The organism is Massilia sp. LMS1-1-1.1, assembly GCF_040815535.1.
GTDB lineage: Bacteria > Pseudomonadota > Gammaproteobacteria > Burkholderiales > Burkholderiaceae_D > Janthinobacterium > Janthinobacterium aestuarii.
Genome location: NZ_JBFPNG010000001.1, coordinates 480,289 through 505,095, shown reverse-complemented (window position 1 = coordinate 505,095; position 24,807 = coordinate 480,289). Strand labels below are relative to the sequence as shown.

The window sequence follows — 24,807 nt, the reverse complement described above, 5'->3', positions numbered from 1 at the left end:
GCAGACGCTGCACCATGTTCTTGCGACAATTTGTAAATAATAATAACGGCGCCATGGTGGAGATGAGCAGGGGCGATTTTCTCAAGGCCAACTTGCGCCTGATCCTCGCCTGGCCCTTGCTGGGGCTGGTCCTGTGCGCCGTGCTGTGGACGGCCACCTTGCTGCAGCTGGAGGCGGAAAAAAAGGTGGCGCAGCAGCAGGCGCTCGACAGCGTGTCTTCGCTGTCGAAAGCGTATGGCCAGTATCTGCTGCGCACCCTGGAGCAGATGGACCAGCTGACCTTGCAGCTCAAGTATGAATGGGAAAATTCGCGCGGCCAGCTGCGTCTCGATCAATTGAAGACGCAGGGCATGTATGCCTTGCCGCAATTTGCCATCGTCGCCATCCTCGACCGCAAGGGCCAGCCCGTGACGGCCACGGCGCCGCTGCAGCGCCTGCGGGTCAACGAGCGCAGCGATTTCCTGCTGCGCCACTGGCGCAGCAATTCCAGCGCGCTGCGCATCGCGCTGGGGCGGGCCAATGCGGCCAATGCGGACGATGCTGCCACGGTGCCCGGCGCCGACGAAAGCCTCGTGCATTTCACGCGCCGGCTGGAAGATGAAGATGGCAATTTCGACGGCGTGCTGCTGATCTCGATTCATTCCAGCTATTTTTCCGAATTCTATAACAGCGTCAGTTTCGGCAAGTTCGGCATGTCCGCCATGGTGGGCGAAGAGGGCGAGCTGTTCAGCACGCGCCTCGGCTCGCGCGTGCTGCCGACCCGGAGCGCACAAGGCACGCCGTTTCTCGACACCAGCTTTCTGGAAACGGAGAGCGGTGCCCTGCATTCGGGCGGCAGGATCGCTTTTTCCGACAAGCAAAGCCGCTACGTGGGCTGGCAGGCGCTGAAAGCCTATCCGTTTACGGCCGTGGTCGGACTGTCGGACGGCGAAATGCTGCACCCCTACGAGGAAACGCGCACGATCTATATCGGCATCGCCCTGGCCGTCACCATGCTGCTGCTGGCCTTTACCGCCATCGCCACCATGTTGTCACTGCGCCTGGCGTGGCGCCACCACCAGTCCGAAGGCGTGCGCAATGCCTACCGCATGGCCACCGAAGGCACGAGCGACGGCTTTTATATCATTGCCGCCCTGCGCGGCGCGGACGGCAGCATCCTCGATTTCGAGATGGTCGATTGCAACGAGCCGGGCGCCGGCTATTTTGGCGTGCGGCGCGAACAATTGCTGGGCATGCGCCTGCAGTCGCGCGCCCACGAGCCGTATTTCCGCGACCTGATCCATAATTACCGGGCCGCCATGGTTTCCGGTTTTTCCGAGGAAGAGATCGAACTGCCGGAGGGCAACCCGTTCAAGCTGCGCTGGATACGCCGGCGCGTGGTGCGCAGCGGCGACCGCCTGGCCGTCACCCTGCAAGACATCAGCACGGCCAAGGAGCACGAGCGCGACTTGCGCCGCCTGGCCAACGAGGATGGCTTGACGGGCTTGCCCAACCGCTACTGGCTGCAGCAATTCCTGCCCGGTGCCCTGGGCCGCGCCGCCATCGCGCGGCATATGCTGGCGCTGCTGTTCATCGATCTGGACGGCTTCAAGGATATCAACGACACGCAGGGCCACGCCGAGGGAGACAAGGTGCTGCGCGCCGCCTCCTTGCGCCTGAAAGCCGTGCTGCGGCCGGGCGACCACGTGGTGCGCCTGGGCGGCGACGAATTCGTCGTCGTACTCGACCCCGTGGAGGACGACAGCCGCGCCGAACAGGTGGCGCAGCGCATCGCCATCGCCTTCGACGAACCGTTCTACCTGGGCAGCGAACGCCACAAGATGGGTGCCTCGATCGGCATCAGCCTGTATCCGCGCGATGGCGCCGAAACGGACGTGCTGCTGAAGAACGCCGACATCGCCATGTATGCCGTCAAAGTGGCGGGCAAGGGCCATCACCGCTTTTTCCAGCCCGAACTGTTCGAAACCATCCGCAGCCGCCGCGAACTCGAGCAAAGCCTGGTGGCTGCGCTGGAGCTGGACCAGTTCCTCGTCGTCTACCAGCCGCGGGTCGACGCCATGAGCGGACAGCTGTGCAGCATGGAGGCGCTCGTGCGCTGGCACCATCCGCAGCACGGCATGGTGCCGCCGCTGGAATTCATTCCCGTGGCCGAGAGCAGCGGCCTGATTTCGCAGCTGGGCGAAGTCGTCATCGAAAAGGTGTGCCTGCAGATGGCGCGCTGGCAGGCGAGCGGGCTGGAACTGGTGCCCGTGTCGATCAACGTCTCGGCGCGCCAGTTCGGCCGTGGCGACGTGCACCAGGTGCTGGCGTCCGCGCTGACGCGCCACCGCATCGATGCGCGCCTGATCGAGGTGGAAATCACGGAATCGGCCATGATGGATGAACAGAACCGCGCCGTGGAGCAGCTGTCGGCCATCCGCGCGCTGGGCGTGCGCCTGCTGGTCGACGATTTTGGCACCGGATACTCGTCGCTGTCGCAGCTGCAGAAGTTCGCGATGGATGGCTTGAAGATTGATCGCGCCTTCACCATGGAGCTGGGCCGCTCGGAGCAGGGCGAGGTCTTCGTGCGCGCCATCCTGTCGATGGCGCATGCGCTGGGCATGAGCGTGGTGGCCGAAGGCGTGGAGACGCGCGAGCAGCTCGACATCCTGCGCACGCTGCAATGCAACGAAGTGCAGGGCTATTTCATCTCGCGCCCCGTGCCGGCCGAACAGATGCTGGCGCTGATGCATCAGCGCTTTCTGATACCGCTTCCAGCCCCGGCGCTGGCCCTGTAGAACGTCGTGATTGGCGTGGAAAACAACGCTGTTTCATAAAAAGAGCGAACGTTCGCTTTTTTCTAAAAAATATTATATGCTTCGCTCATGCCGTCAGTGAATTGGAGTTCACGGCGGCAAGAAAAGTGCAAGACGGGGCGGCTTGAGATGCCCGCGACAGTGTGCCGAAGACCTTCATATAATAAAGAGAGACTAACTTGAAACATAAATATCTGCCCCTCCTGATCGTTGCCGCGTTCGCCGGCATCTCCTCCACCGCACAAGCATCGGGCTACCGTTTTGGCTCGCAAAGCGTTTCCGCGCAAGGCTCGGCCGATGCCAGCGGCGCGGAAGCGGCCGATGCATCGACCATTTTCTACAACCCGGCCGGCATGTCGCGCCTGGAAGGCACGCAATTCCTGGGCGGCGGCACTCTGGTCGTACCGCATTCGACTTACCAGGACACGGGTTCGAAGACTTTCACCGGCCGCACGCCGGGCGGCACGACCAAGGACTACGCGCCGGATGCCGTCTTCGCGCCGGCCCTGTATGCGAGCAAGAAGCTCAATGACCAGTGGACTGTCGGCATGGGCCTGTTCGTGCCGTACGGCGCCAAGCTCGATTACGGCAATGACTGGAGCGGCCGCTATGCGATCACCAACATCAAGCTCGAAGCGATCGCCCTGAATCCTTCCGTTTCCTTCAAGGTCAATGAACACCATTCCTTCGGTTTCGGCGTCACCGCCGAACACATGAAGGCGGAACTGGGCCAGGCGGTCGACGTGCCGGGTTCCGTGGCCTTCCTGGCCCAGCACGCGCCAGCCGCGTCGCAAGCCTTCCTGGCCAATATCGCCAAGACGCAGGGCCTGGCCGCCGCGCAGGCAGCCGGCGCCGCGCTGAAGGGCGCCAAGGATGGCCACGCATCGATGGATGGCGACGACTGGGGCTTCGGCTTCAACCTGGGCTATTTGTACCAGATGAATGAAGGCACGCGTTTCGGTATTTCCTACCGTTCGTCGATTTCGCACAAGCTGAAAGGCGACACGATCTGGGACTTCTCGCAAGTGTCGGACAACGCCGCCGTCAATGCCTTCATCGCCAAGGCATCGAACAAGGTCAATTCCAAGGCGCTGGTGGAAGTGCGCACGCCGGAAACCCTGTCGATCAACGCCTTCCATCAGATGGATGACCGTTGGGCCTTGATGGGCGACGTCACCTGGACCCGCACTTCGCGCCTGCAGAACCTGGACATCCAGTTCCCGCCGACGGCCGAAGGCGCCGAGCGCATCCGCCAGCAGTGGAAGAACACCTACCGTGTCTCGCTGGGTACCAACTACAAATACAGCGAAAACCTGCTGCTGCGCGCCGGTATCGCGCACGACCAGGCGCCAGTGCGCAGCGCCGAGCTGCGTCATCCAGCGCTGCCGGACAGCGACCGCATGCAGTACTCGATCGGCGCGAACTGGAAGCTGAACGCCAATTCCTCGCTCGACCTGGCTTACAGCTTCATCGACTTCAAGGATGCCAGCGTCAACTACAAGAATGACTGCTCGCCGGTGACCCCTGGCTGCACCGGCAACGGTGAAACCACCAAGGGCCTGTTCAAGACCCGCATGCAGTTGATCGGTCTCGCTTACAACTACAAGTTCTAAGCAGGTAGTGGCGGCCGACCCGGCCGCCATGAAATGAAAAAAGCGCCTTCGGGCGCTTTTTTTGTGTCACGACTGTGGTGGCGTCGGCTTACGCGCTGCGCGCTAACCCGACCTACGCCGACCTACGTCGACCTACGTCGCTCAGGCTTTGATGCGCATGGCCTGATCCAGCAGGGTCAAGGCCAGCCGCACGGTGTCGTCGGGCAGGTCCAGCAAGTTATCCCCTACATACCATTCCACCACGCTGTGGCCGGGCAGGGCGGCGTGGCTGGCGCGGCCGAACAGCCAGATGCCGTGGTCTTCGGCCACCTGGTTGCGGATGGCGATGGCCCGCTCGCGCGAGACGGGCAGGTGCAGGTGCAGCATGTTGGCGTGCGGGGCGGCGGGATTGACGGCAATCGATGGAAAATCACGCAGCTGCGCGTACAGCCACTGCGTGCGTGCAAAATACTGAGGCATGGTGGCGAGGCGCGCATCGAACTGCATGGCGGCGGCCACCACGTAGGGTGTGCGGTGCACGATGTTGCCGCCCTGGCGGCGGAACCACTCGCGCGCCCGTTCGACAAACGGGCGGCTGCCGGCCAGCACGGCGCCGCCGAGGCCGCCGATACCCTTGTACAGCGACACGTAGACGGAATCGAAACCGTCGCAGATGGCGGGCAGGGACTGGTTGAAACCCGCTTGCGCTTCCCACAGGCGCGCGCCATCCATGTGCAAATGGATGTTGTGCTCGCGGCAGTGCCGCTTGATGTCGTTCAATGCGTCCCACGACGGGCACTGGCCGCCGATTTCGCGCATCGGCAGTTCGACCTGCGCGGCGCCCAGGGCATCGGGCACGGCGCGCAGGTCGTCCACCGCCCACGGGCGGTGCGGGTCGCCCAGTATCAGACCCTTGAAGTGGTCGAGCAATTCGTGGTTGCCGCGCTCGTGGCGCAGGATGTGCGAGGTCGGGTGCAGCGCCACCAGGCGCGAGCCCCGGTCCTGGCAAGCCAGGCGCAGGGCCGTCACCTGCGTCATGGTACCCGTGATGCAGAACACGGCCGCCTCGTAACCGAGCAGGCTGGCGATCTTGTTCTCGAACTGTTCGATCAGCGCGCCTTCGCCATAGGTGTCGTGCGCAACAGCGTTGGCGTCGCACCAGGCGGCCATGGCCGCAAAGGTGGCCGCTGGCGTTGGCTGGCGGTGGCCCGGCAGGACGGTATGGCAGCGCTGGCGCAGTTCAAGCTCGTTCACGGTGCATTCCTTACAAGGTGGCCGTGGCCAGTTTCGCGCCAAAGCCAATGAACATGGCGCCCACGCCGCCACCCATGCCGGCCGACAGGCGGCGACGGCGGCGGAAGGTGTCGGCCAGGCGAGCGCCGACAAAGATGATGGCCGTCAGGTAGGTAAAGCTGATCACCTGGCAGATCAGGCCCAGGCCGACGAAGGACAGCACGGGATTCGGGAAGGCCGGGTCGACGAACTGGATGAAGAACGAGATGAAGAACAAAATGGCTTTCGGGTTCATCAGGCTGATGATCAGGGCCTTGCGGAATGGATCGCTTTCTTTCACGGGCGCTGGCGCGGCAGGCGTTTCACCGTCGGCTGGCGCGGGCGCGCGCAGCTTGCGCCAGCAGCCGATCAGCATTTGCAGGCCGATCCAGCCCAGGTAGGCCGCGCCTATGTATTTCACGACGTAGAACAGGGCCGGGCTGGCTTTCAGCAGGGAGGCCACGCCGCAGGCCGACAGCACCATCAATATCAGGTCGCCGGCGAAGATGCCGAAAGCGCCCTGGTAGGCGGGCCGCACGCCGCGCTGGGCCGCGACCGACAGCACATACATGGAATTGGGACCGGGCAGGATGACGATGAAGATGGTCCCCAGCAAAAAGGTCCAGAAATCGGTGATGCCCAGGTTGGCGTGGAAAAGTGCATTCATGATGGTTCTGTTTAATTGACTTGTACGTGATGGAATTGCAGGGCAGCCAGGTTGGCGTAAATGCCTTTCATTGCGACGAGCGACGCGTGCGTGCCCGTCTCGACGATCTTGCCGTCTTCCATGACGATGATGCGGTCGGCCCGCTGAACGGTGGCAAGGCGGTGGGCGATGATGACCGTGGTGCGGCCGACCATGGCCGCTTCCAGCGCCTTTTGCACCAGGCGTTCCGATTCCGCGTCCAGCGCGCTGGTCGCTTCATCGAGCAGCAGCAGCGGCGGGTTTTTCAGCAGGGCGCGAGCGATGGCGATGCGCTGGCGCTGGCCGCCGGACAGGCGCACGCCCCGTTCGCCGAGGAACGATTTATAACCGTTCGGCAGGCGCTCGATGAATTCGTGGGCGGCCGCCATTTTGGCAGCCGCGATCACTTCCGCGTCGCTGGCGCCGGCGCGGCCATAGCGGATGTTTTCCATGGCGTCGGCCGAGAAGATCACCGTATCTTGCGGCACGATGCCGATGGCGTCGCGCAGGGTGTGCAGGTCCAGCTGCTTGATATCGACGCCATCGAGGCGGATGCTGCCGCTTTGCGGGTCATAAAAGCGCAGGAACAGCTGGAACAGCGTGGTCTTGCCGGCGCCGGAAGGGCCGACGACGGCTACCGTTTCGCCGGCGCGGATGTCGAGGCTGACGTGATCGAGTGCGTGTGTATCGGGACGCGACGGGTACGAGAACATCACGTCGTCGAGCGACAGCGCGGCGCCGGTGGCGGCGCGCGCGGGCAGCGGCAGCGGCGTGACCGGGGATTCGATTTCCGATTTGACGGCCATCAGTTCCAGCAGGCGCTCGGTGGCGCCGGCCGCGCGCTGGGCTTCGCCCATCACCTCGGACAGGGCGCCGATGGCGCCGGCCACGATGGACGCGTACAGGATGAACTGGCCCAAATCTCCGCCCGTCATCGAGCCTTCCAGCACGGCACGCGCACCGAGCCACAGCACGAAGACGATGGTGCCGAACACGAGCAGGATGGCGATCATGGTGAGCAGGGCACGGGCGCGGATGCGGCGCATGGCCGTCATGAAAGCGCCTTCGACGGAGTCGCCGAAGCGCTTCGATTCGATTTTCTCGTGCGTGAATGCCTGCACGGTGGGCATGGCGTTGAGGATTTCGCCGGCCATGGCCGACGCGTCGGCGATGCGGTCTTGCGAGTCGCGCGACAGCTTGCGCACGCGGCGGCCAAATACGATGATGGGCACGACGACGAGGATCAGCAAGCCGATGATGATGCCGGCCAGCTTGGCGCTGGTGACGAACAGCATCACCAGGCCGCCGAGGAACAGCAGCACATTGCGCAGCGCCATCGAGATGCTGGTGCCGACGACGGCCTGGATCAAGGTTGTGTCGGTGGTGATGCGCGACAGGACTTCGCCCGTCTGCGTCGTTTCAAAGAAGGCGGGGCTTTGCGTGACCACGTGGCGGTACACGGCGCTGCGGATGTCGGCCGTGACCCGCTCGCCCAGCCACGACACGGTATAGAAGCGCGCGGCCGTGGCCAGCGCCAGGATGGACGCCACGCCGAACAGGGCGAGGAAGACCAGGTCGACGTGCTGGATGCTGCTTGAACCGGCCGCGCCGCCGAAACCGAGGTCTATCATCTGCTTGAAAGCGGCAGGGATGGCCAGGGTCGAGGCGGCGGCCACCACCAGCGCGATACCGGCCAGGAAGAACTGCTTGCGGTACGGCGTCAGGAAAGGCATCAAGCCCTTGAAGGCGGCCAGGCTGCCTTTTTTCAGTTCGCGGCTGGTGCCGGTGTCGGGCGTGGGTGCGGTGCTTGCGGCGGTTGTTGAACTGGTGCTGCCTGTTTCTGTGCTGGTTGTCATTGTTTTTCGCTTAGTCTTTACTGTATTTTGTACTGCTTATAACTTCATCGGCTGGACGTAGCCCGTCATTTCCAGATAGGCGCGGCCCACCGGCTGGCCGTCGCGCTCCACCGTCACGGCGCCTTCCCAGTACACGGCCCCCGTCGAGCGGCGCGAATCGAGTTCCTGGTCCGGCTGCAGCGGCTTGATGTGCCAGCGCGTGGCGCCAGTGCGGATCTCGGTGGCGACCGGGTATTCGGCTTGCGTGCGGGGCGAGCGCCACAGCTGCGTGGGCGTGAAATCGACGTCGCCGGGCGCGAACTGCGTCATCTTACCGGACGCATCGCGCCATGTCGCGTGCGCCCATAGTTTAGCACCTGTCTTGCTGCGGATCTGGAAGGCCATCAGGGCGCCGCCGTCATCGAGGTTGGCGCCTATCCAGTTCCAGCCGCTGGCGTCCGCGTCAAGCACCTGGCTCGACCACTCGTGATCGAGCCAGGTGGTGCCCGTCACGGCTTCCGGCTTGCCGCCCGCGCGCGCGATCGTGCCCGTTGTACGCAGCTGCGGCTCGCTGTAGTAGTAACTCGATTGCGCGGGCCGCGCGCCCTTGCGCGAGTAACCGTTTTCGCCCTGCAGCAGCACGGGCTGGGTGGGGGAAAGGGTCAGCTGCAAGTTGAATTCGCGCGCGGCCAGGCTGACCTGATATGTGCCGTCGGCCTGGCGCCGCATGCGCCAGTCGTCGAGCTTCACGTCCGTGTCGCCCACCTTGGCGTAGGCCAGGCCGAAGCCCTCGCGCGCGCTTTTCTCGTCGTGCAGCAGCTTGCCCACTTTCGGGTCGGACAGGGCCGCGTGGCCGATGATCAGCTGCTTGGGCGCGAACGCGCTGGGGTTGTCCGCGTCGGTGGCCGTCGTGCTGCGAAAGAAGGTGACCTGGTAGCCCAGTTGCTCGCCGCCAGCGGTTTTTACCCAGCCCGTGGCATACCACCATTCCGTTTTATAGGCGGGATGGGCGCCGAAGTCGTGTGGCAGGCGCAGGGTCTGGCCGGCCGGCAGCGGCGTGACGGGGCCGAAGGCGGGCGGCGCGGCAAGGGCAGGCAGGGCCAGCGCAAGCAACAAGATGAAAGTATGGCGCATTACCAGTCCTCCCTGACGGCGCGGATGGGGCCAGCGGACAGTGCCTGGCGGCCCGCGATCAGCGCCGTGGCGGCGGCCGCCGTCAGCAGAGCGCCGGCCACCGTGGCGATCAGGGGCCACGGCAGGTGCAGCTGCATGGTCCAGTGAAACGATTGGGGATTGACGATGAAGACGAGCACAAAGCTGATCAACAGGCCCAGGACAAAACCGGTGGCGATGCCCAGCGCCGTCAGCGCGCCGCCTTCGAGCGCCAGGATGGACAAGATCTGGCCGCGCGTCACGCCGACGTGGCGCAGCATGCCGAATTCGCGCGCGCGCGCCAGGGTTTGCGCGGAAAACGTGGCGGCCACGCCGAACAGGCCGATGACGATGGCGATGGCTTCCAGCAGATACGTGACGGCGAAGCTGCGGTCGAAAATCTGCAGGCTCAGGGCGCGGATGGCCGAAGGATTGGACACTTCCAGGCTGGCGCCGAACGGCAGCGCTTTCAGGCGCTGTTGCAACGCGTCGCCCGTGGCGTCCTTGGCCAGCCACAGGGCCGCATCGCTCACGTCATTGTCGCCGGTCAGCGCGCGATAGTCGTCCAACGGCATCTGGATGGCGCCGGACGAGCGCGCATAGTCGCGCCAGATGCCGGCAACAAAGAACTGGTGCAAGCCGCCCGCCAGCGGCAGGGCGATCTGCTGGCCAGGCTTGACGTTATACAGGTCGGCCGCCGCTTCGGACAGCCACACGGGTTTCGCGCCATTGGGCACGGGCAGGGTGTCGCCCACCAGCACCATGCTCTTGCCCGGGTCTTGCAAATTGATGGGGCGCGCCAGCAGCGCCACGTTCGGCCGGTCTGGCGCCAGCGACAGCGAGCGCACGCGCTGGAAATCCACCCTGGCCACCTCGGGCAAGGCGGTGATGCTCGCCTGTTCGCGCGGGTTCAAGCCTGCCGTGCCGCCGCTGGCGGCCGTGCGCGCATACACGTCGGCGGGCAAGATCTGCAGCAGCCAGTCATCGACGGAGACGCGGAAACTCGACACCATGATGGCCATCGCCACCATCAGGCTAAAGCTCGACAGCACGCCGCCGAGGGCGATGCCTGCCTGGCCCGAGGCGTTTGCCAGGCGCGCCAGGGTCAGGCTGCGCACGGGCGCATGTTTGCTCGTGTCCGTGCGCAGCCAGGCGCGTTGCAGGAAACGGAAGACGACGGCGGCCAGCTGCGGCATCAGGGCGATGGCGCCGATCAGCAGCAGCGCGATGGACAGGTAGCCGAACAGGGGCAGCTCGAACACGGGCGGCAGGAACGTCAAGGCGCCGGCCAGCAGCAAACAGGCCAGCGCCGGCCAGGTCTTGGCCAGGCGCGTCGTCACGACTTCCTCGCTGCCCGATTTCAGGGCGATGGCGGGGGCCGCGCGGGCCGCTTCCAGCGCGGGCGCGGCGCAGCCCAGCAAGGCAACACCGAGGCCCAGCGCGAAGTAGACGAAGGCGGCGACGGGCGTGAACTGCACCTGCGGCTGCACGCCCGCGAAATAGCCGGCGCCCAGGTCGCCGCCGAAAAAGCGCAGGGCCACGGCGGCCATGGCGTAACCGCCGGCGATGCCGAGAGCCGCACCGACGACACCGAGGCTGGCGCCTTCCAGCAGCACCTGGCGCAGCAACTGGCCCCGCTCCATGCCCAGTACGCGCAGCAGCGCGAACTGGCCGCGGCGGCGGATGACGGACAGGGCCTGCGTGGAAAAGACCAAAAAGGCGCCCGTAAACAGGGCGACGAGGGCCAGCACCGTCAGGTTGACGCGGTAGGCGCGGCTCAGGTTATTGTTGCGGCTATTCTGGTTTTCATCGTTGGGCTGGCCCACCTGGAAACGCCCCGGATACTGCGCTTCCAGTGTGCGCGCCAGATCCGCCTGGAAGGCGTCGCGGTTCACGCCCTGGCGCAGTTTCAAGTCGATGCGCGACAGCTTGCCCAGCTTGTTGAAGCGCCACTGCGCCGCGCCGACATCCATCACGGCGATGCGCTGGCCGGCGCGTGCCCGTTGCAGTGAACCTGCCACGCGCAGGGACACCGTGCCCGTGCCCGATTGCAGGGCGACCTGGCCGCCTTCGGCCACGGCCAGCCAGCGCAAGGCGGCGGGCGATAAGAAGACGGCGTCGTCGGCCAGGGTGTCGAAAGGCTGGCCATCGACGGGCGCGCCGATGAGGTCGGGCGAGATGAAGCCGGCGCGGAAGACGTCGAGCGCCAGGATGTGCAGCGGGCCGCCGTCCTTCTTGCCGGCCACCGTGGCCTGCAGCTCCAGCACGGGCGAGGCCACGGCCACGCCGTCGCGCTGCGCCAGCTGCGGGTAGATGCTTTCGTCGAACAGCGCTTCGCGCCCGGCCACCTGGACGTCGGCCTGGCCGGACAGGCTTTTGACGGCCGTGGAAAATTCATTGAAGGCCGCCGCGTTGATCAGATGGATGGCAAAACCCAGCGACACGCCGATGGCGATGGCGAGGATGGCGACGAAGGCGCGCACGGGATGCGCGCGCCACTCGCCCAGCAGCAGCCAGCGTGACAGCAGGCGCGTCGTTGCCGGGCTTTCCACCTGCGCATTCAATTCAGGCATTCGACGGCCAGGCGTTCACCGGCGCGCCGCGCTTTCAGTTGCGCAGCGTCGCGGGTTTTATCGCCCGCGCCGACGGCGTCCTGTGCCGCCCATTTCTGCTCCAGGCGCAGCTGCGCGCAATGCTTGTCGCGCGCCTCAAGTTGTTTTGCGGCCCGTTCACGGGCCTGGTCTTCGAGCTTCTCACGCTGCTTGCGCGCCGCTTCCATCTGGCTGGCCACCCGTTCCTGGCGCGTGGCCGCGCCCTTGTCGACGGCAGGCGGAGGCGAGGGGACTTCCAGTATCTGCAGCTGCCCGCCCGTGCAGGGCGTGGCGCTGTAGCTGGTCTGGCCATCCTGCACGCATTTGTAGACGTCCTGCGCACTGGCGGAACCGGCCAGCAAGACCATGGCACATAGCAGGAGGGACGGCGATTTCACAATATCTTCCCCGGATTCATGATGTTCTGCGGGTCCAGTGCCTGTTTGACAGTCCGCATCAGCTGCAGTTCCAGCGGCGACTTGTAGCGGGCCAGGTCGTTCTTCTTCAGCGCGCCGATGCCGTGTTCGGCCGAAATCGAGCCGCCGAAGCCGTGGACCTGGTCGTGCACGATGCGGTTGATCGCATCCTGGTTGGCCAGGAAGTCGCGGTCCGTCATGCCGGCGGGCGGCGCCACGTTGTAGTGCAGGTTGCCGTCGCCCAGGTGGCCGAAGCACACGAGCTGGCAGCCGGGGAAGGCCGTTGCCAGGGCCGCATCCGTGACGGCGATGAAGTCGGCGATGCAGGAAATCGGCAGCGAGATATCGTGCTTGATGTTCTTGCCCGCCTGCGCCTGCGCCAGTGGGATGTGTTCACGCAGCTGCCATAGTCCCTCGGACTGCGCCACGGAACTGGCGACGACGGCGTCGGCTATCAACTCGTCTTCGAGTGCCGCGCCGATGCTCGCTTCCAGCAATTCCACGGCGTGCGCCTCGGACTGGCTGCTCGACAATTCCAGCAGCACGTACTGACCGTGGGCTTCGGCAAAAGGACGCGGCAGCTGCGGGAACTGTTCCGCCACCAGTTGCAGACAGTATTGCGACATCAGTTCAAAGCCCGTCAGGCTGGCGCCGCAATGGTCCTGCATCAGGCTTAATAAACGCAGGGCGTGGGCGGGCGAGGGCATGGCGGCCAGCGCCGTGATGCAGGCTTTCGGCTGCGGATATAGTTTCATGACGGCGCCCGTGATGACGCCCAAGGTACCCTCGGCACCGATGTACAGGTCGCGCAAATCGTAGCCGGTATTGTCCTTGCGCAGGCCGCGCAAGCCGCTCCAGATCTCGCCCTGCGGCGTGACCACTTCCAGGCCCAGGCACAGCTCGCGCGTATTCCCGTAGCGCAGCACGGCCGTGCCGCCCGCGTTCGTCGCCAAATTTCCCCCGATGGTGCAACTGCCTTCGGCCGCCAGCGACAGGGGGAACAGACAGCCGGCGGCGCTGGCCGCTTCCTGGATGGTTTGCAAAATGCAGCCCGCGTCCACCGTGATGGTGCGGTTGACGGGATCGAGCGCGCGGATGCTGTTCAGGCGCGCCAGCGACAGCACGACGGCCGTGCCGGCGTCGTCGGGTATGCTGCCCAGCACCAGGCCTGTGTTGCCGCCCTGTGGCACGACGGGCACCTGCCATTGCGCGCAGGCGCGCAGCACGCCCGCCACCTGTTCCACCGTGGCGGGGCGCAGCACGGCCAGGGCCTTGCCCGTAAACCGGTCGCGCCAGTCGGTAAGGAAGGGCGCCGTGTCGGCGTCCAGGGTGAGTACATAAGTGTCGCCCAGCAGGTCGCGGCAGGCGGCGAGGAAATCTGTTTGGTCAGTCATTTCTTGATGCTCACTTTATTCACTTTTTCCAGCAGCTCTTTGGCCATGCGCTTGGCCGCCTTTTTATACGGACGCAGATACAGCACGGCGCAGACAAAATAGACGCAGACGATGGCCGCCTCGCCCCAGGCCATCAGGGCCGAGGTGGCGTTCGTGTCGCTGTAGCCGCGCACCACGCCTTCCGTGAAGTACAGCAGGATCACCATCGACGACCATTGCAGGGTATAGACGTCGCGCTTGATGACGCCGTACAGTGGGATGAGCAGGGGCGCGGCCTTCAGGACGACCCAGGAGCCGCCCGGCTGCAGCGGGGCGACGACGGTTTCCCACAGCACGCACCAGACGATCAGGGTGACGAGGCTGGCGATGGCGCCCCAGTGAAAATACTTGTGCAGTACGCCGTGCATCATGCGCCTGCCAGTTTCGCGGCGTTTTCCGCCAGGCGCCGGCCCAGGGCGATGGCCAACCGCTTTTCATCGTCGCTGAGCGCCTTGTCGCCGTCGATGCCCGACCAGTGCGTGGCGCCATACGGCGAGCCGCCCGTGGACGTCGTCATCAGTTCGGGATGCGTGTAGGGCAGGCCCATGACCAGCATGCCATGGTGGAAGAGGGGGATCATCATCGACAGCAGGGTCGATTCCTGGCCGCCGTGCAGGCTGCCCGTGGACGTGAATACGCAGGCGGGCTTGCCGGACAGGCTGCCGGCCAGCCAGTCGCTGGCCGTGCCATCCCAGAAGTACTTCATGGCGGCGGCCATGTTGCCGAAGCGCGTGGGCGAGCCCAGGGCCAGGCCCGCGCACTCCTGCAAGTCGTCCAGTTCCACATAAGGAGCGCCATCAGGCGGCACCTCGGGCGCCGTCGCTTCGGCCACCGTCGAGACGGCGGGCACGGTGCGCAGGCGCGCGTCGCAGCCAGGCACGCTTTCCACTCCCTGGGCTATCAGCTCGGCCAACTGGCGCGTGGCGCCATGGCGTGAATAAAACAATACGAGAATAATCAGATTGGTTGGCTTCATCATTGGTATTATAGGGCGCTTTACAGCCTGATACGACTGCTGTCATGGCGCCGTTCTGATTTTGCACATGTTTTCAAAATATATATTCCCGTTCTTTCAATACCTGTGGCGCACCCTGCACATCGGTGCCGACATTGTGCGCGGCCTGACGTGGTCCGAAACGCGCGACCTGCTGCAGTTCGCGCGCCGCCGCGTGCGCGAGGAAAGCCTGCCGCAAGTGGCCGGCAGCCTGACGTTCGCCACCGTGTTCGCGCTGGTGCCGCTGCTCACCCTGGCCCTGGCGATCTTCACCACCTTCCCCCTGTTTAATACCTTCCGCCACGCGCTGGAAGATTATTTCGTGCAAAGCGTCATGCCCAAGGGGATATCGAACACCATCCTCGATTATCTGACCACGTTTGCATCGAAGGCCACGCGCCTGTCGGCCATCGGCGCGGGCGCCCTGATCGTCACGTCGATAGGCATGATGGGCTTGATCGAGCGTGTCTTCAACCGCATCTGGCGCGTGCGCCAGGAGCGCCGCTGGACCAAGCGTCTACTGGTTTACTGGGCCATCGTCACCCTGGGACCGCTGCTGGTGGGCGTGTCGCTGACGGTGACGTCGCGCCTCTTCATGGCCACCAGCGGCGTGGTGGGCGCCGTGCCTTTCATCGGCGCCGTGTTTTATACCCTGGTGTCGATCGGCCTGACCATGCTGGCGTTTACCCTGCTCTACATCGCCGTGCCGAACCGCGACGTGGACTGGCGTGACGCGGCCTGGGGCGGCTTGCTGGCGGCGCTGGCGTTCGAGGTGGCCAAGCGCGGCTTCGGCGAATTCATCCAGGAATTCCCCACGTATTCGCGCATCTACGGCGCGCTGGCCGCCTTGCCGCTGTTCCTCGTGTGGATATACCTGAGCTGGATGATCACCCTGGTGGGCGCCTTGCTGGTGGCCGCCTTGCCCGTCGTGAAATATGAGCGCTGGTGGTACGAAGCGGCGCCGGGCAGCGAATTCGTCGACGCCGTCGCGATTCTGAAAGTGCTGCACCAGGCCTGCCAATGCGCCGATTCGGCCCTGGTGGGCGCGGCCGACATCCGCCGCAGCACGCGCCTGGGCTTCGAAGAGATGGAAACCCTGCTCGACAAGATGGTGCAGCAGGGGTGGGTGGGCCGAGTCAACGTGGATGGCGCCGTGCGCGTCCAGTGGGGCAAGCGCGTGGCCGACAGTTCCGACCACTGGGTCTTGCTGGGCAACGTCAACCGCATCAGCCTGGCCGACGTCTATCGTTTATTCGTCTTCGGCGGCATGCGCGTGAACTCCGGCTACCCGGCCGGTTCCACCAATGAACGCGACATCAAGGCGGCGGAAGAAGCGGCCGCGCTGGCGGCGCAGGTGGAAAACGCCGTGGAGCAGGGCCTGGGCTTGAGTTTGGCGCAGCATTTTGGGGAGGTGCGCTGCGCGGACGGGCCGGGGAGGCGCGCTTCCTTGCCCGCCTATGCCCCGCACGATAGGGCGCGCATGTCATAAACTGGTCACCGAAGGCCGGTAAGCTTTCCTCTTCATTCATCTTGTTGAGGAAGCAAATATGCGTTGTCATTTGAGCGGTTTGAATGTGTGCCGCGGCCTGGCCATCGTGGTGGTCAGCGGCGTGCTCGCTGCCTGCGGCGGCAGTTCCTCTGCCGCTCCTGATGTGGTGCCCAAGGACGGGGAAGGCTTGCCGCACCAGCTTGCCGGCTGGGCAGCGCTGCCTGACACGGCGCGCTGGCCAGGGCCGGTTACGGGACAGTTCACAGCCGCAGTGCTGGGCGTCACCCCGCCGTTTGCCAGTGGCGTGCCGATTCCCGGCTTTTCCGCGCTGCTCAGGAATGATGACGGCAGCTGGACTGCCATGGCCGACAATGGCTATGGCGCCAAGGGCAATTCGGCCGATTTCGTGCTCGGCCTGTATAACGCCAGCATCAACTTCCGCACGGCCGCTGACGCCAGCAAGACGCCTGGCAGCATCAAGCTCAACAGCTTCCTGGCCTTCAACGACGCCAAGGGTTTCTTAAACGATGGCAAGGGCGTTGACCTGAAAATCACGGCCGACTACGCCAACTACCTCAGCAACACCACCGGCGGCCTGGTTTTTGCCGACAGTGGTATCGCTGTGGATGCGCGCATTCGCGCTGGCCGCTTGCTGACCGGTTTTGATTTCGACATCGAGTCGCTCGCGCGCGCTGCCGACGGTACTTACTTCGTGGGCGAGGAATTCGGCCCCTATATCCTGCACTTCGACAAAAACGGCACGCTGATGGGCGACCCGGTTCCCCATCCTTTCCTGCGCAGCCCGGCCAATCCGGAAGTGCTGGGCAAGGGCGCCAGCATTACCTTGGCAGGCAGCCGCGGCTTCGAAAGCCTGGCCTACAATGCCGACCGCAGCCTGCTCTACGCGGTGCCGGAGGCGGCGCCAAGCGATCCGTCGCTGCGGCCCGTCGCAGCCGATGAACGCTACCTGAACATCTTCGAGTTCGACCCCGGCACCATGCGCTACACGGGCAAGAACCTCGTGTACCGCAAGGATGGCGCAGCCAAGGACAATGGCGTCGTGATCGGCGACATGACCAATGTCGGCGGCAGCAAGTTCGTGCTGATCGAACGCGACGGCTTCTGGGGCGCCAAGGCCGTGATCAAGCGCCTGTACCTGGTGGACCTGAAAGAAAAAGACGCTGACGGCGCGCTCAAGAAAACGCTGTTGGTGGACTTGCTGAACATCTCCGACCCCAAAGGCATAGGCGGGCAGGCGAGCAATATGCCCGTGGGTAAGTTCAGCATGCCTTTCGACTCGGTGGAGAGCGTTGAAGTACTCGATGCCCAGACGCTGGTCGTGGCAATCGACACGAACTACCCGGGTGAAGACGGCCGCAAGCCGGGCAAGCCGGACGACACCGAAGTCATTACCCTGCGTTTTGACAAGGCGCTATTCGATCGTTCCGCCAAATAAAGACGACGTGCCGGCAATCCGCTCATAGCAGGACCGGCCGCAAGGCCGCCTGCAGCGCCACTGCCTTGAACGCTTCCGCGTCCTGCGCCCGCACCACGCCCAGATAATACGTGTCCTCGCCGCCGTGCACGTTCACGAGGCGCAGCTGGTGCGGCGCCAGGTGGGCTGCGATGGCGGCCAGGCCTTCGGCCATGGCGTCGCCATCTTGCTGGTCCGCCCAGCGGAAGTCCCGCAGCGCGGGCAGGGCGATATGCTGGGCGATGTGCGGCACTTCATCGACGGCTTTCCAGTCCAGGGTGGTGCCGTGGCCCAGCGCATCGGCGGCCGTGGACCAGAGCAGGAAGAAGCAGGCCGCTTCGGGCGTATCGCCTTCGTATTCCTCTTCCGGGTCGTCTTCCGCCAGTTCTTCCAGCGTGATGTCCACGCAGCGTGCGGCCAGTGCCGCATCGCCCAGCAGGAGCAGGGCGGCCATGCTGCGCAATTGCCCGCGGTCGGCCTTGGCCAGGATTTGCGCCGGCGTGAAGCTGCGGCGCCTGGCGGGCTTTTTCTTGCCCAGTCCCATGGCCTCGCTGAGCTGCGCTGTGACGTTGGCCTTGAAGTTTTCCACGGTGTCGAACTGCTCGAGCAGCTGGCCCGTGAAATCCATGCTCCAGGCCATGCCATCCTTGACGACATATAACAAGTCGCTTTGCACGGCCACGCCGCGCAGATGGTGGGCCGGTGGGTATAGCGGCGTGAAGGCCGGTTTTCCATCGAGTGTCAGCATGCAGGCGAGGCCTTGCGCATCGATGGCGAAGATCAGGTTCTTGCGCAGCTTGGGCGGCGACGAGGTGGTGGCGCAATCGATGGCTTCGTACTGGCACGGCGCCAGCAAATCTCCCTGGCTATTCGCCAGGCCAAACAGGCAGCGCCCGTTGATGCGCTGGCTGACGATGGCGATCTTTTTCTTCGTGCCGAAATCCTGCACGGAGTTGTAGACGAGCGGCACCACGACCTTGCCCGTCTTGTCGACCACGCCGTGCACATTGCGCTCGTCATCATCTGTCTGGCGCTCGATGTCGATCAAGCCATCTTCGCGCAGGCATATGTTATCCACCCTGTCGATGAGCAGCGCGCCGTCGGGCAGGCGCAGCAGGCGGCTGGCGCCGTCCGGATCGATTCTCTGCAGCAGGTGGGGGCTGATCACGTACAGGGCGCCGGGGGCGGGCGGCAGCACCAGCGTGCCATTCAAGTCCATGACGCCGTGCGCGTCGGGCGCATCCGCCGTGGCAAAGGTGATCCAGCCATCGTCCGCATAATAAACGCCCAGGTCCACATAGCGCTGCGACAGCGGCACGATCCAGCGGCCATACGGCGTGACCAGGCCGGTGACGTCCGGTTCGCCGGCGGTGCTCACTTCATAGCATAGCGCGTCTTCTTCCCAGCCCACCACTTCCAGGCCTTGCAGGAAAGGCAGTTCGTCCGTGCCCAGCTCCTCGACATCGGCCAGCTGCGCGCTGGCCGTGGCCGACCAGTAGCCGGTGGCCGGCGATGCGGCGCCGATGGTCAGCAACGGCGCCAGCGCGTCCCGGTCGCCGCGCAGCAGGGCGGAGTGCAGCATTTGCGCTTCGGCGCGCAGGGCGTCGAGTCCGGCCGCGTAGTCCGGCGTGCCGATATCGTGCGCGATCAGCTGCACGCCATCGAGGATCAGCCATGGCTGGCCGCCCGCCAGCAGGGCGCTGATGGCGCTGCGCGCGACGATGGCGGCCGCGTCGCGCGGCTTGTCCATCAGGGTGGACAGGGCTTGCCAGCTGGCTTGCGCCTGCGCCATCGGCGCGGCCAGCACGCAGGGGCAGTCTTCGCCATCGCCGTAGATGGGCCAGGCGACGGCTTGCGTGCCGGCGCCGATGAGCAGCTTGAACAGCGTAGGTACGTCCAGCCGCCATTCGGCCAGGCCCGTGATTGCGTCGGTGTCGAAGCCGGCCTGGCCGGGTAAAAAGGCGGTGCTGAACAGGGCTGCGGTATTGATCATGTCTCTTCGTTAAAAATATTGGGGGATCATGGCGATGGCGGCATGACCCAGTGCGCCAGCGCGCCGCGATCGATGCCCAGCTGCTTGGCCACGGCGGCTGCTTCGAAGGCCCACAGGCCGTAGTAGCCGCCCAGTCCCTGCGCCCGCAAATGGCCGTTGAACCAGTCTTCGTGGACCAGCGCACCGTGCCAGCTGGCCAGGTAGTGGCGCAAGTGATCGAGCTGCTGCGCAGGGTCTTCTGCGTCCAGACAGTCGTAGAGGGCGGTATAAGGCTCGGCGAAATACCACTCGTCGACGGCGGGACGCTGCGGGTCGACGGCGGACAGCAGCGCTTCGTACACGCCGTCTTCGCCATCGAAGGCCGTTTGCAGGGCGGCCAGGCGCATGGCCAGGTCGCGGCGGCCGAACAGCAGGGTCGCGCCCAGCAGCTGCAGGGTGCGCGCGTAATCGGTCAACTGTTCGAAGTCGAAGGCGGGCAAAGCGTCGTCATCGTAGGTCGCAGCCAGGGCCGCGCGCGCCGTCTCGCAGGCGGCAACGGCCGCTTCCAGCGCTGGCTCCACTTCCGGCAAGGGCAAGCCTGCCGTGTAGCGCAACGAGAAGACTTGGTAAGCCGTGCTGGCGGCCGCGCACGCCCAGTAGGCCGCGTCGCCGCCATCGTCTTCCGCCTGCGTCTGTGCGCGTGCGTAGGCGGCCAGCAAAGCGTCGAGGTAGGCGAGGTTGCGGGCAAAATCGAACGGTGCGGGCGGCGTCTGGCGCGGCGTGCAAGGCCAGGGCGTGGACGAAGCCGGGCAGGCGTCGGCGCAAGCGCGCTGGATGGCCCAGTCGGCGAAGATTTGCTGCATATACTGCGCCGTCTCGTCGTCGTGGACGATGGCGCCGACGCCTACCATGGTCGTGCCCAGCAGGGTGTAGCCAGGGAAGCGGCTGCTCTCGTAAGCGATGGTGGTCACGCTCTGGATGGTTCTGCCGTCGCTCAGGTCGCGCACGCGGAAGTAGACGTCGTCCCAGCCGGCCAGCGGTGGCGGTGGCGGTTCATTCGGCAGCGTAGTCCAGCTGCCGCCCGCCTGCTCTTCATAGGCGTCGAGCAGCTCGTCGAGGCCACCGGGGCGGTCGATGCGGTTGTTGGCATCGTATTGCAGGCCCAGTTCGGCAGCGAATGCTGCCGCGTGGCGGCCCTCGAAGACCAGGTACTGGGAGCTCGTGGTGCCGACCAGCAGATCAGTGTGCTGGCCCGCCACGACGAGCGCCTGCGGCAGCCGGCACCATTGGTAGTACGGAATGCCGGCCATGGGACCGCCTTCGTCCGCCAGCGGGTTGGTGAAGCGCAGCTGTTCCAGCCATTTATAGCGTTCGTGCCGCTCCGCTTCCGTGCCGCTGCCTCGGCCAGTCAATTCGTCAAACAGGGTATTCAACAACATGTGCATCTATCCTAAAAAAAGCGTTCATGCCGCTGCCGTTTGCGCAAACGCAAACAGCGCGTCGAGCACGGCGTCGGGTTGTTCGGCCATCAATTCGTGCCCGCTGTCGACCTGCACCACCGTGCCATGCGCGATGCTTGACGTCAGCAGCCTGGTCGACTTGGGCGGTGTCATCATGTCGCGCGCGCCGAAAATGAATAAAGTGGGGCAGTGTACCGAAGCGGCGGCGATTTCGCCGTTCGCGTAGGCATTGCATGCATAAAAATCCGTATGAAACACGTGACCGGGATTGAGGGCGGCGATGCGCTGTTTCAGGCGCCGTGCGCCGCCCATGGCATAGAATCCGGGGCCGGGGAACGACGGCTTTTGTGCGATCGACGAGTGCGACCAGATGTTGACCATGTCGATGGCCGCCTGTTCATCGTTAAGCGACGTTTCCAGCAGCGCTGGCGAGACCTTCATCGGATAGGTGGAGCCCAGCATGGCCAGGTGGCTGACCCGTTCCGGCGCCAGGTGCGCCGCTTCCAGCGCGATCAGTGAGCCCATGCTGTGGCCGATCAGCATGGCCTTGGCCGCGCCGGCAGCGTCCAGCACGGCCAGTATCCAGCGCGCCAGCTCTTCAACGCTGCTTTTCGCCGCGCCCAGGCTGCGGCCATGGCCCGGCAAGTCGACGGCCAGCACGTTCCAGCCGTGGTGGGCAAAATAGCGCGTTTGCAGCGCCCACACGGAGTGATCGTTTTGCGCGCCGTGGATGAAGACGGCCGTCGGTTGATGTGGGTTAAAAGCCTTGCCGCCCGTGTAGCAGTAGGCGACGGTATTGTCGATGGTGAACAGCATCTCAGGCGCCTTTCTGCGACAGTTTCAGGCCACGGGCCAGGTCTTCGATCAAATCGTCCGCGTCTTCCAGGCCCACGGACAAGCGCATGGTGCCTTGCGTGATGCCCGCCTGCGCCAGCTGGTCGTCGGGCACGCGGAAATGCGTGGTGGAGGCGGGGTGGATGACGAGCGACTTGGCGTCGCCCACGTTGGCCAGGTGCGAGAAGATCTTCAGGCTGTCGACGAAGCGCTGGCCGGCTGTACGGTCGCCGTGCAGGCGGAAGGTGAACACGCCGCCCGCGCCTTTGGGGAGCAGGGTTTTCGCCAGCTCGTAATCAGGATGCGATGGCAGTTCGGGGTAGGACACGGATTCCACGGCCGGATTGGCCAGCAGGAAGTCGATGATTTTGCGCGTGTTGGCCACGTGGCGGTCCATGCGCAGGCCCAGGGTTTCGACGCCTTGCAGGATGGCGAAGGCATTGTGCGGGCTCATGACGGCGCCGAAATCGCGCAAGCCTTCGCGCCGCGCGCGCAGGGCGAACGGCGCCACCGTCGATTCCTCGGCGAAGACCATGCCGTGGAATCCCTCGTACGGTTCGCACAGTTCGGCGAAACGGCCCGTCTTGTCGTATGCCGTTTGCCAGTCAAAGGTGCCGCCATCGACGAGCAGGCCGCCGATGGCCGTGCCGTGGCCGCACAGGAACTTGGTGGCCGAGTGGAAGACCAGGTCGGCGCCATGCTCGAAGGGGCGCAGCAGATACGGTGTGGTAAACGTCGAATCGAGCATCAGCGGCAAGTGGTGTTCATGCGCGAGGGCGGCAATCTGGGGGATGTTTAGCACATCGAGGCCGGGATTGCCCAGGGTTTCGGCAAACAGCACTTTTGTATTTGAGCGGATGGCGGCGCGCCAAGCGTCCACGTCGCGCGGGTCGACAAAGGTCGTCTCGATGCCGAAGCGTTTCAAGGTGTAGGCCAGCAGGTTGTGCGAGCCGCCGTACAGGGCGCGCGATGCCACGATGTGCGAACCGGCGCCCGCGATGGTGGACAGGCCCAGGTGCATGGCGGCCTGGCCGCTGGCCGTGGCGATGCCGGCCACGCCCCCTTCCAGCGCGGCGATGCGCTCTTCCAGCACGGCGTTCGTGGGATTCGAGATGCGCGAGTAGACGTGGCCGGCCCGCTCCATATTGAATAGCGAAGCCGCATGTTCCGAACTCTTGAAGGCAAACGAGGATGTGAAATGGATGGGCGTGGCGCGTGCGCCCGTGGCCGGATCGGGCGCGGCGCCCGCATGCAGGGATAAAGTGTCGAAACCGGGGTATTTCGGGCCGCTCATGGTGTCTCCGCCAAGTTTTTATAGTGGCAAGATCGTAACCTGATTTGCAGCTGAGCAAAAGGGCTCCTGTGCAGGGCGCATGGCGCCGTGCTGGCGGGCAGGGCATGTAACCTGAAGTGTAAAAAAAGTGACCGTCGCGATGCGGCGGTGGTAGGATACCGGATCAGTGATATTCGGGCTGTTTGACCTGTGCGCGTGCGCCGCGCCGCAGGAAAGGCGGCTACGTGCCAGCGAATTCCTGGGCTTCAGGCGAACTCTCATCGCAAGTCCACCAGGAAAGATTTTATGCCCGCAATATCGTTCGACGGCTCCCTTGCCGTTCCCGGACTCTCTATCGTCGACGGCCTGTGCCAGGCAGGCTGGCTCATGCAAGAGCATTTTATCTCCCCTGAACTGAGCCGCCAGCTGGCTGCCGAATGCGTGCAATCCATGCTCAGCGGCAAGATGAAGGGCGCCGGCGTGGGCAGTGGCCATGCGCCTCTGCTGCAGCCCGATATCCGCGGCGACCACATCGAATGGCTGGAAATAGGCCGTTCCGAGGCGTGCGACCGCTACCTGGAACACATGGAAGCGCTGCGTTGCATGCTCAACCGCGAGCTGTTCCTGGGGTTGGAGGAGTATGAAAGCCATTTCGCGCTGTACGCGCCGGGTGCCTTTTACCGGGCGCATCTGGACCGTTTCCGCGACGACGACAAGCGCACCGTGTCCGTCGTGCTGTACCTGAACGACGACTGGCTGCCCGAGCACGGCGGCGCGCTGCGTCTGCATCCGCAAGGCGCGCCTGTGGTGGACGTCTTGCCGCAGGCGGGCCGCATGGCCATGTTCATGTCGGGCGAGATGCTGCACGAAGTGCTGCCGACGGCGCGCGAACGCTTGTCCATCGCAGGGTGGTTCCGCCGCCGCGCGTAATGGAACGTGGCGGGCGATCCCCCCCGATTTGATTGCGCGCAAGGCTGGATTTTTCCGCAGGCATAGGCTACAGTCGCAGTAAGGGCTAGAATAACTAAAATACCAATCACGCGGACAGGACGGCCAATATGAAAGTATCTGAAATTCTCCAAGTCAAGGGCAATATTCTCTACACGGTCACGCCTGACCAGCCCCTGCTTGACGCGGCCAATACCATGGCTGAAAAAGACATCGGTTCGCTGGTGGTCATGGAATTTGGCGACCTGGTCGGCATGCTGACCTTCCGCGAGGTGCTCAACGCGCTGCATGAAAACGCGGGCCAGATCGGCGGCGGCACCGTGCGCAAGCACATGGATGACCACCCGATCACCGTCACGCCCGACACGGAAGTCAACGAAGTGCGCCGCATCATGCTGGAAAAGCATGCGCGCTACCTGCCCGTCATGAACGCCAAGACCCTGCTGGGCGTCATCTCCTTCTACGACGTGGCGCGCGCCGTGCTCGAGGCGCAAAGCTTCGAGAACCAGATGCTCAAAGCGTATATCCGCGACTGGCCGGCCGAAACGACGGACTGATACCACCATGCAGTAAAAACAACGCCGGCAACTGC

At 64.7% G+C, this 24,807-nt stretch carries 19 protein-coding genes; 6 read left to right on the top strand and 13 right to left on the bottom strand.

Features of this window, described 5'->3' with window-relative positions:
- Positions 1–14: 14 nt before the first annotated feature.
- Positions 15–2,777 carry a bifunctional diguanylate cyclase/phosphodiesterase gene (locus MRBLMS1_RS02355; protein WP_485877562.1) on the top strand — a complete coding sequence of 921 codons (2,763 nt, stop codon included), beginning with the start codon at positions 15–17 and terminating at the stop codon, positions 2,775–2,777.
- 197 nt (positions 2,778–2,974) lie between these two features.
- Entirely contained in the window at positions 2,975–4,408 is a 1,434-nt protein-coding gene (locus MRBLMS1_RS02350) for an OmpP1/FadL family transporter (RefSeq protein ID WP_456150022.1), read from the top strand.
- A gap of 141 nt (positions 4,409–4,549) precedes the next feature.
- On the opposite strand, the gene MRBLMS1_RS02345 is transcribed toward MRBLMS1_RS02350, so the two are convergent.
- Genes MRBLMS1_RS02345 through wrbA form a run of 9 tightly spaced genes read right to left on the bottom strand, consistent with a single transcriptional unit; the run spans position 4,550 to position 14,747 of the window.
- Positions 4,550–5,641, bottom strand: a complete 1,092-nt coding sequence (locus MRBLMS1_RS02345) for a threonine aldolase family protein (RefSeq protein ID WP_485877560.1) — start codon at positions 5,639–5,641, stop codon at positions 4,550–4,552.
- Positions 5,642–5,651: 10 nt separating this feature from the next.
- The gene (gene leuE, locus MRBLMS1_RS02340; RefSeq protein WP_485877558.1) at positions 5,652–6,326 is read right to left on the bottom strand and encodes a leucine efflux protein LeuE; all 675 of its coding nucleotides are present in this window, start codon (positions 6,324–6,326) and stop codon (positions 5,652–5,654) included.
- Positions 6,327–6,337: 11 nt separating this feature from the next.
- Positions 6,338–8,200: an ABC transporter transmembrane domain-containing protein gene (locus MRBLMS1_RS02335; RefSeq protein WP_485877556.1), complete on the bottom strand. Its 1,863-nt coding sequence runs from the start codon at positions 8,198–8,200 to the stop codon at positions 6,338–6,340.
- A 36-nt stretch (positions 8,201–8,236) separates the two neighbouring features.
- On the bottom strand, positions 8,237–9,313 hold the full coding sequence (locus tag MRBLMS1_RS02330; protein WP_485877554.1) for a lipocalin-like domain-containing protein: 1,077 nt from the start codon (positions 9,311–9,313) through the stop codon (positions 8,237–8,239).
- Complete coding sequence (locus MRBLMS1_RS02325; protein ID WP_485877553.1) at positions 9,313–11,904, bottom strand: FtsX-like permease family protein; 2,592 nt, start codon at positions 11,902–11,904, stop codon at positions 9,313–9,315. The genes MRBLMS1_RS02330 and MRBLMS1_RS02325 overlap by 1 nt, the downstream gene beginning before the upstream one ends.
- On the bottom strand, positions 11,892–12,320 hold the full coding sequence (locus MRBLMS1_RS02320) for a DUF4124 domain-containing protein (RefSeq protein ID WP_485877551.1): 429 nt from the start codon (positions 12,318–12,320) through the stop codon (positions 11,892–11,894). Before MRBLMS1_RS02320 ends, MRBLMS1_RS02325 begins: the two co-directional genes overlap by 13 nt.
- On the bottom strand, positions 12,317–13,732 hold the full coding sequence (locus MRBLMS1_RS02315; RefSeq protein ID WP_485877549.1) for an FAD-binding oxidoreductase: 1,416 nt from the start codon (positions 13,730–13,732) through the stop codon (positions 12,317–12,319). Before MRBLMS1_RS02315 ends, MRBLMS1_RS02320 begins: the two co-directional genes overlap by 4 nt.
- Positions 13,729–14,139, bottom strand: a complete 411-nt coding sequence (locus MRBLMS1_RS02310; RefSeq protein ID WP_436835988.1) for a DUF2069 domain-containing protein — start codon at positions 14,137–14,139, stop codon at positions 13,729–13,731. The genes MRBLMS1_RS02315 and MRBLMS1_RS02310 overlap by 4 nt, the downstream gene beginning before the upstream one ends.
- A complete protein-coding gene (wrbA, locus tag MRBLMS1_RS02305; protein ID WP_035827487.1) occupies positions 14,139–14,747 on the bottom strand; it encodes an NAD(P)H:quinone oxidoreductase in 609 nt (202 codons plus the stop codon). The genes MRBLMS1_RS02310 and wrbA overlap by 1 nt, the downstream gene beginning before the upstream one ends.
- 67 nt (positions 14,748–14,814) lie before the next feature.
- On the opposite strand from wrbA, the gene MRBLMS1_RS02300 reads away from it, so the two are divergent.
- Both MRBLMS1_RS02300 and MRBLMS1_RS02295 read left to right on the top strand, forming a co-directional pair.
- Positions 14,815–16,254, top strand: coding sequence for a YihY family inner membrane protein (locus tag MRBLMS1_RS02300; RefSeq protein ID WP_223278742.1), 1,440 nt, complete (start codon positions 14,815–14,817; stop codon positions 16,252–16,254).
- 58 nt (positions 16,255–16,312) lie between these two features.
- Positions 16,313–17,710, top strand: coding sequence for an esterase-like activity of phytase family protein (locus tag MRBLMS1_RS02295; protein ID WP_485877547.1), 1,398 nt, complete (start codon positions 16,313–16,315; stop codon positions 17,708–17,710).
- A 22-nt stretch (positions 17,711–17,732) separates the two neighbouring features.
- On the opposite strand, the gene MRBLMS1_RS02290 is transcribed toward MRBLMS1_RS02295, so the two are convergent.
- The 4 genes from MRBLMS1_RS02290 to MRBLMS1_RS02275 are packed head-to-tail and all read right to left on the bottom strand — an operon-like array spanning position 17,733 to position 23,288.
- A complete protein-coding gene (locus MRBLMS1_RS02290) occupies positions 17,733–19,721 on the bottom strand; it encodes a WG repeat-containing protein (protein WP_485877545.1) in 1,989 nt (662 codons plus the stop codon).
- 26 nt (positions 19,722–19,747) lie between these two features.
- Positions 19,748–21,139, bottom strand: a complete 1,392-nt coding sequence (locus tag MRBLMS1_RS02285; protein ID WP_485877543.1) for a PoNe immunity protein domain-containing protein — start codon at positions 21,137–21,139, stop codon at positions 19,748–19,750.
- A gap of 24 nt (positions 21,140–21,163) precedes the next feature.
- A complete protein-coding gene (locus MRBLMS1_RS02280; RefSeq protein WP_485877541.1) occupies positions 21,164–21,976 on the bottom strand; it encodes an alpha/beta fold hydrolase in 813 nt (270 codons plus the stop codon).
- A gap of 1 nt (position 21,977) precedes the next feature.
- On the bottom strand, positions 21,978–23,288 hold the full coding sequence (locus tag MRBLMS1_RS02275) for an O-acetylhomoserine aminocarboxypropyltransferase (RefSeq protein ID WP_485877539.1): 1,311 nt from the start codon (positions 23,286–23,288) through the stop codon (positions 21,978–21,980).
- Between the two features lie 285 nt (positions 23,289–23,573).
- Between MRBLMS1_RS02275 and MRBLMS1_RS02270 the strand changes: the two genes are divergently transcribed.
- Positions 23,574–24,197: a 2OG-Fe(II) oxygenase gene (locus tag MRBLMS1_RS02270; RefSeq protein ID WP_485877538.1), complete on the top strand. Its 624-nt coding sequence runs from the start codon at positions 23,574–23,576 to the stop codon at positions 24,195–24,197.
- 128 nt (positions 24,198–24,325) lie between these two features.
- Positions 24,326–24,772 (top strand): CBS domain-containing protein, encoded by a 447-nt coding sequence (locus MRBLMS1_RS02265; RefSeq protein WP_010398828.1) that lies wholly within the window; start codon positions 24,326–24,328, stop codon positions 24,770–24,772.
- Positions 24,773–24,807: the final 35 nt, after the last annotated feature.

Bases quoted from the DNA above. Each gene is read 5' to 3' on its own strand.
- MRBLMS1_RS02355 (WP_485877562.1), top strand. From the start codon at position 15: ATGTTCTTGCGACAATTTGTAAATAATAATAACGGCGCCATGGTGGAG.
- leuE (WP_485877558.1), bottom strand. From the start codon at position 6,326: ATGAATGCACTTTTCCACGCCAACCTGGGCATCACCGATTTCTGGACC.
- MRBLMS1_RS02335 (WP_485877556.1), bottom strand. From the start codon at position 8,200: ATGACAACCAGCACAGAAACAGGCAGCACCAGTTCAACAACCGCCGCA.
- MRBLMS1_RS02330 (WP_485877554.1), bottom strand. From the start codon at position 9,313: ATGCGCCATACTTTCATCTTGTTGCTTGCGCTGGCCCTGCCTGCCCTT.
- MRBLMS1_RS02325 (WP_485877553.1), bottom strand. From the start codon at position 11,904: ATGCCTGAATTGAATGCGCAGGTGGAAAGCCCGGCAACGACGCGCCTG.
- MRBLMS1_RS02315 (WP_485877549.1), bottom strand. From the start codon at position 13,732: ATGACTGACCAAACAGATTTCCTCGCCGCCTGCCGCGACCTGCTGGGC.
- MRBLMS1_RS02310 (WP_436835988.1), bottom strand. From the start codon at position 14,139: ATGCACGGCGTACTGCACAAGTATTTTCACTGGGGCGCCATCGCCAGC.
- wrbA (WP_035827487.1), bottom strand. From the start codon at position 14,747: ATGAAGCCAACCAATCTGATTATTCTCGTATTGTTTTATTCACGCCAT.
- MRBLMS1_RS02300 (WP_223278742.1), top strand. From the start codon at position 14,815: ATGTTTTCAAAATATATATTCCCGTTCTTTCAATACCTGTGGCGCACC.
- MRBLMS1_RS02295 (WP_485877547.1), top strand. From the start codon at position 16,313: ATGCGTTGTCATTTGAGCGGTTTGAATGTGTGCCGCGGCCTGGCCATC.
- MRBLMS1_RS02290 (WP_485877545.1), bottom strand. From the start codon at position 19,721: ATGATCAATACCGCAGCCCTGTTCAGCACCGCCTTTTTACCCGGCCAG.
- MRBLMS1_RS02285 (WP_485877543.1), bottom strand. From the start codon at position 21,139: ATGTTGTTGAATACCCTGTTTGACGAATTGACTGGCCGAGGCAGCGGC.
- MRBLMS1_RS02280 (WP_485877541.1), bottom strand. From the start codon at position 21,976: ATGCTGTTCACCATCGACAATACCGTCGCCTACTGCTACACGGGCGGC.
- MRBLMS1_RS02275 (WP_485877539.1), bottom strand. From the start codon at position 23,288: ATGAGCGGCCCGAAATACCCCGGTTTCGACACTTTATCCCTGCATGCG.
- MRBLMS1_RS02270 (WP_485877538.1), top strand. From the start codon at position 23,574: ATGCCCGCAATATCGTTCGACGGCTCCCTTGCCGTTCCCGGACTCTCT.
- MRBLMS1_RS02265 (WP_010398828.1), top strand. From the start codon at position 24,326: ATGAAAGTATCTGAAATTCTCCAAGTCAAGGGCAATATTCTCTACACG.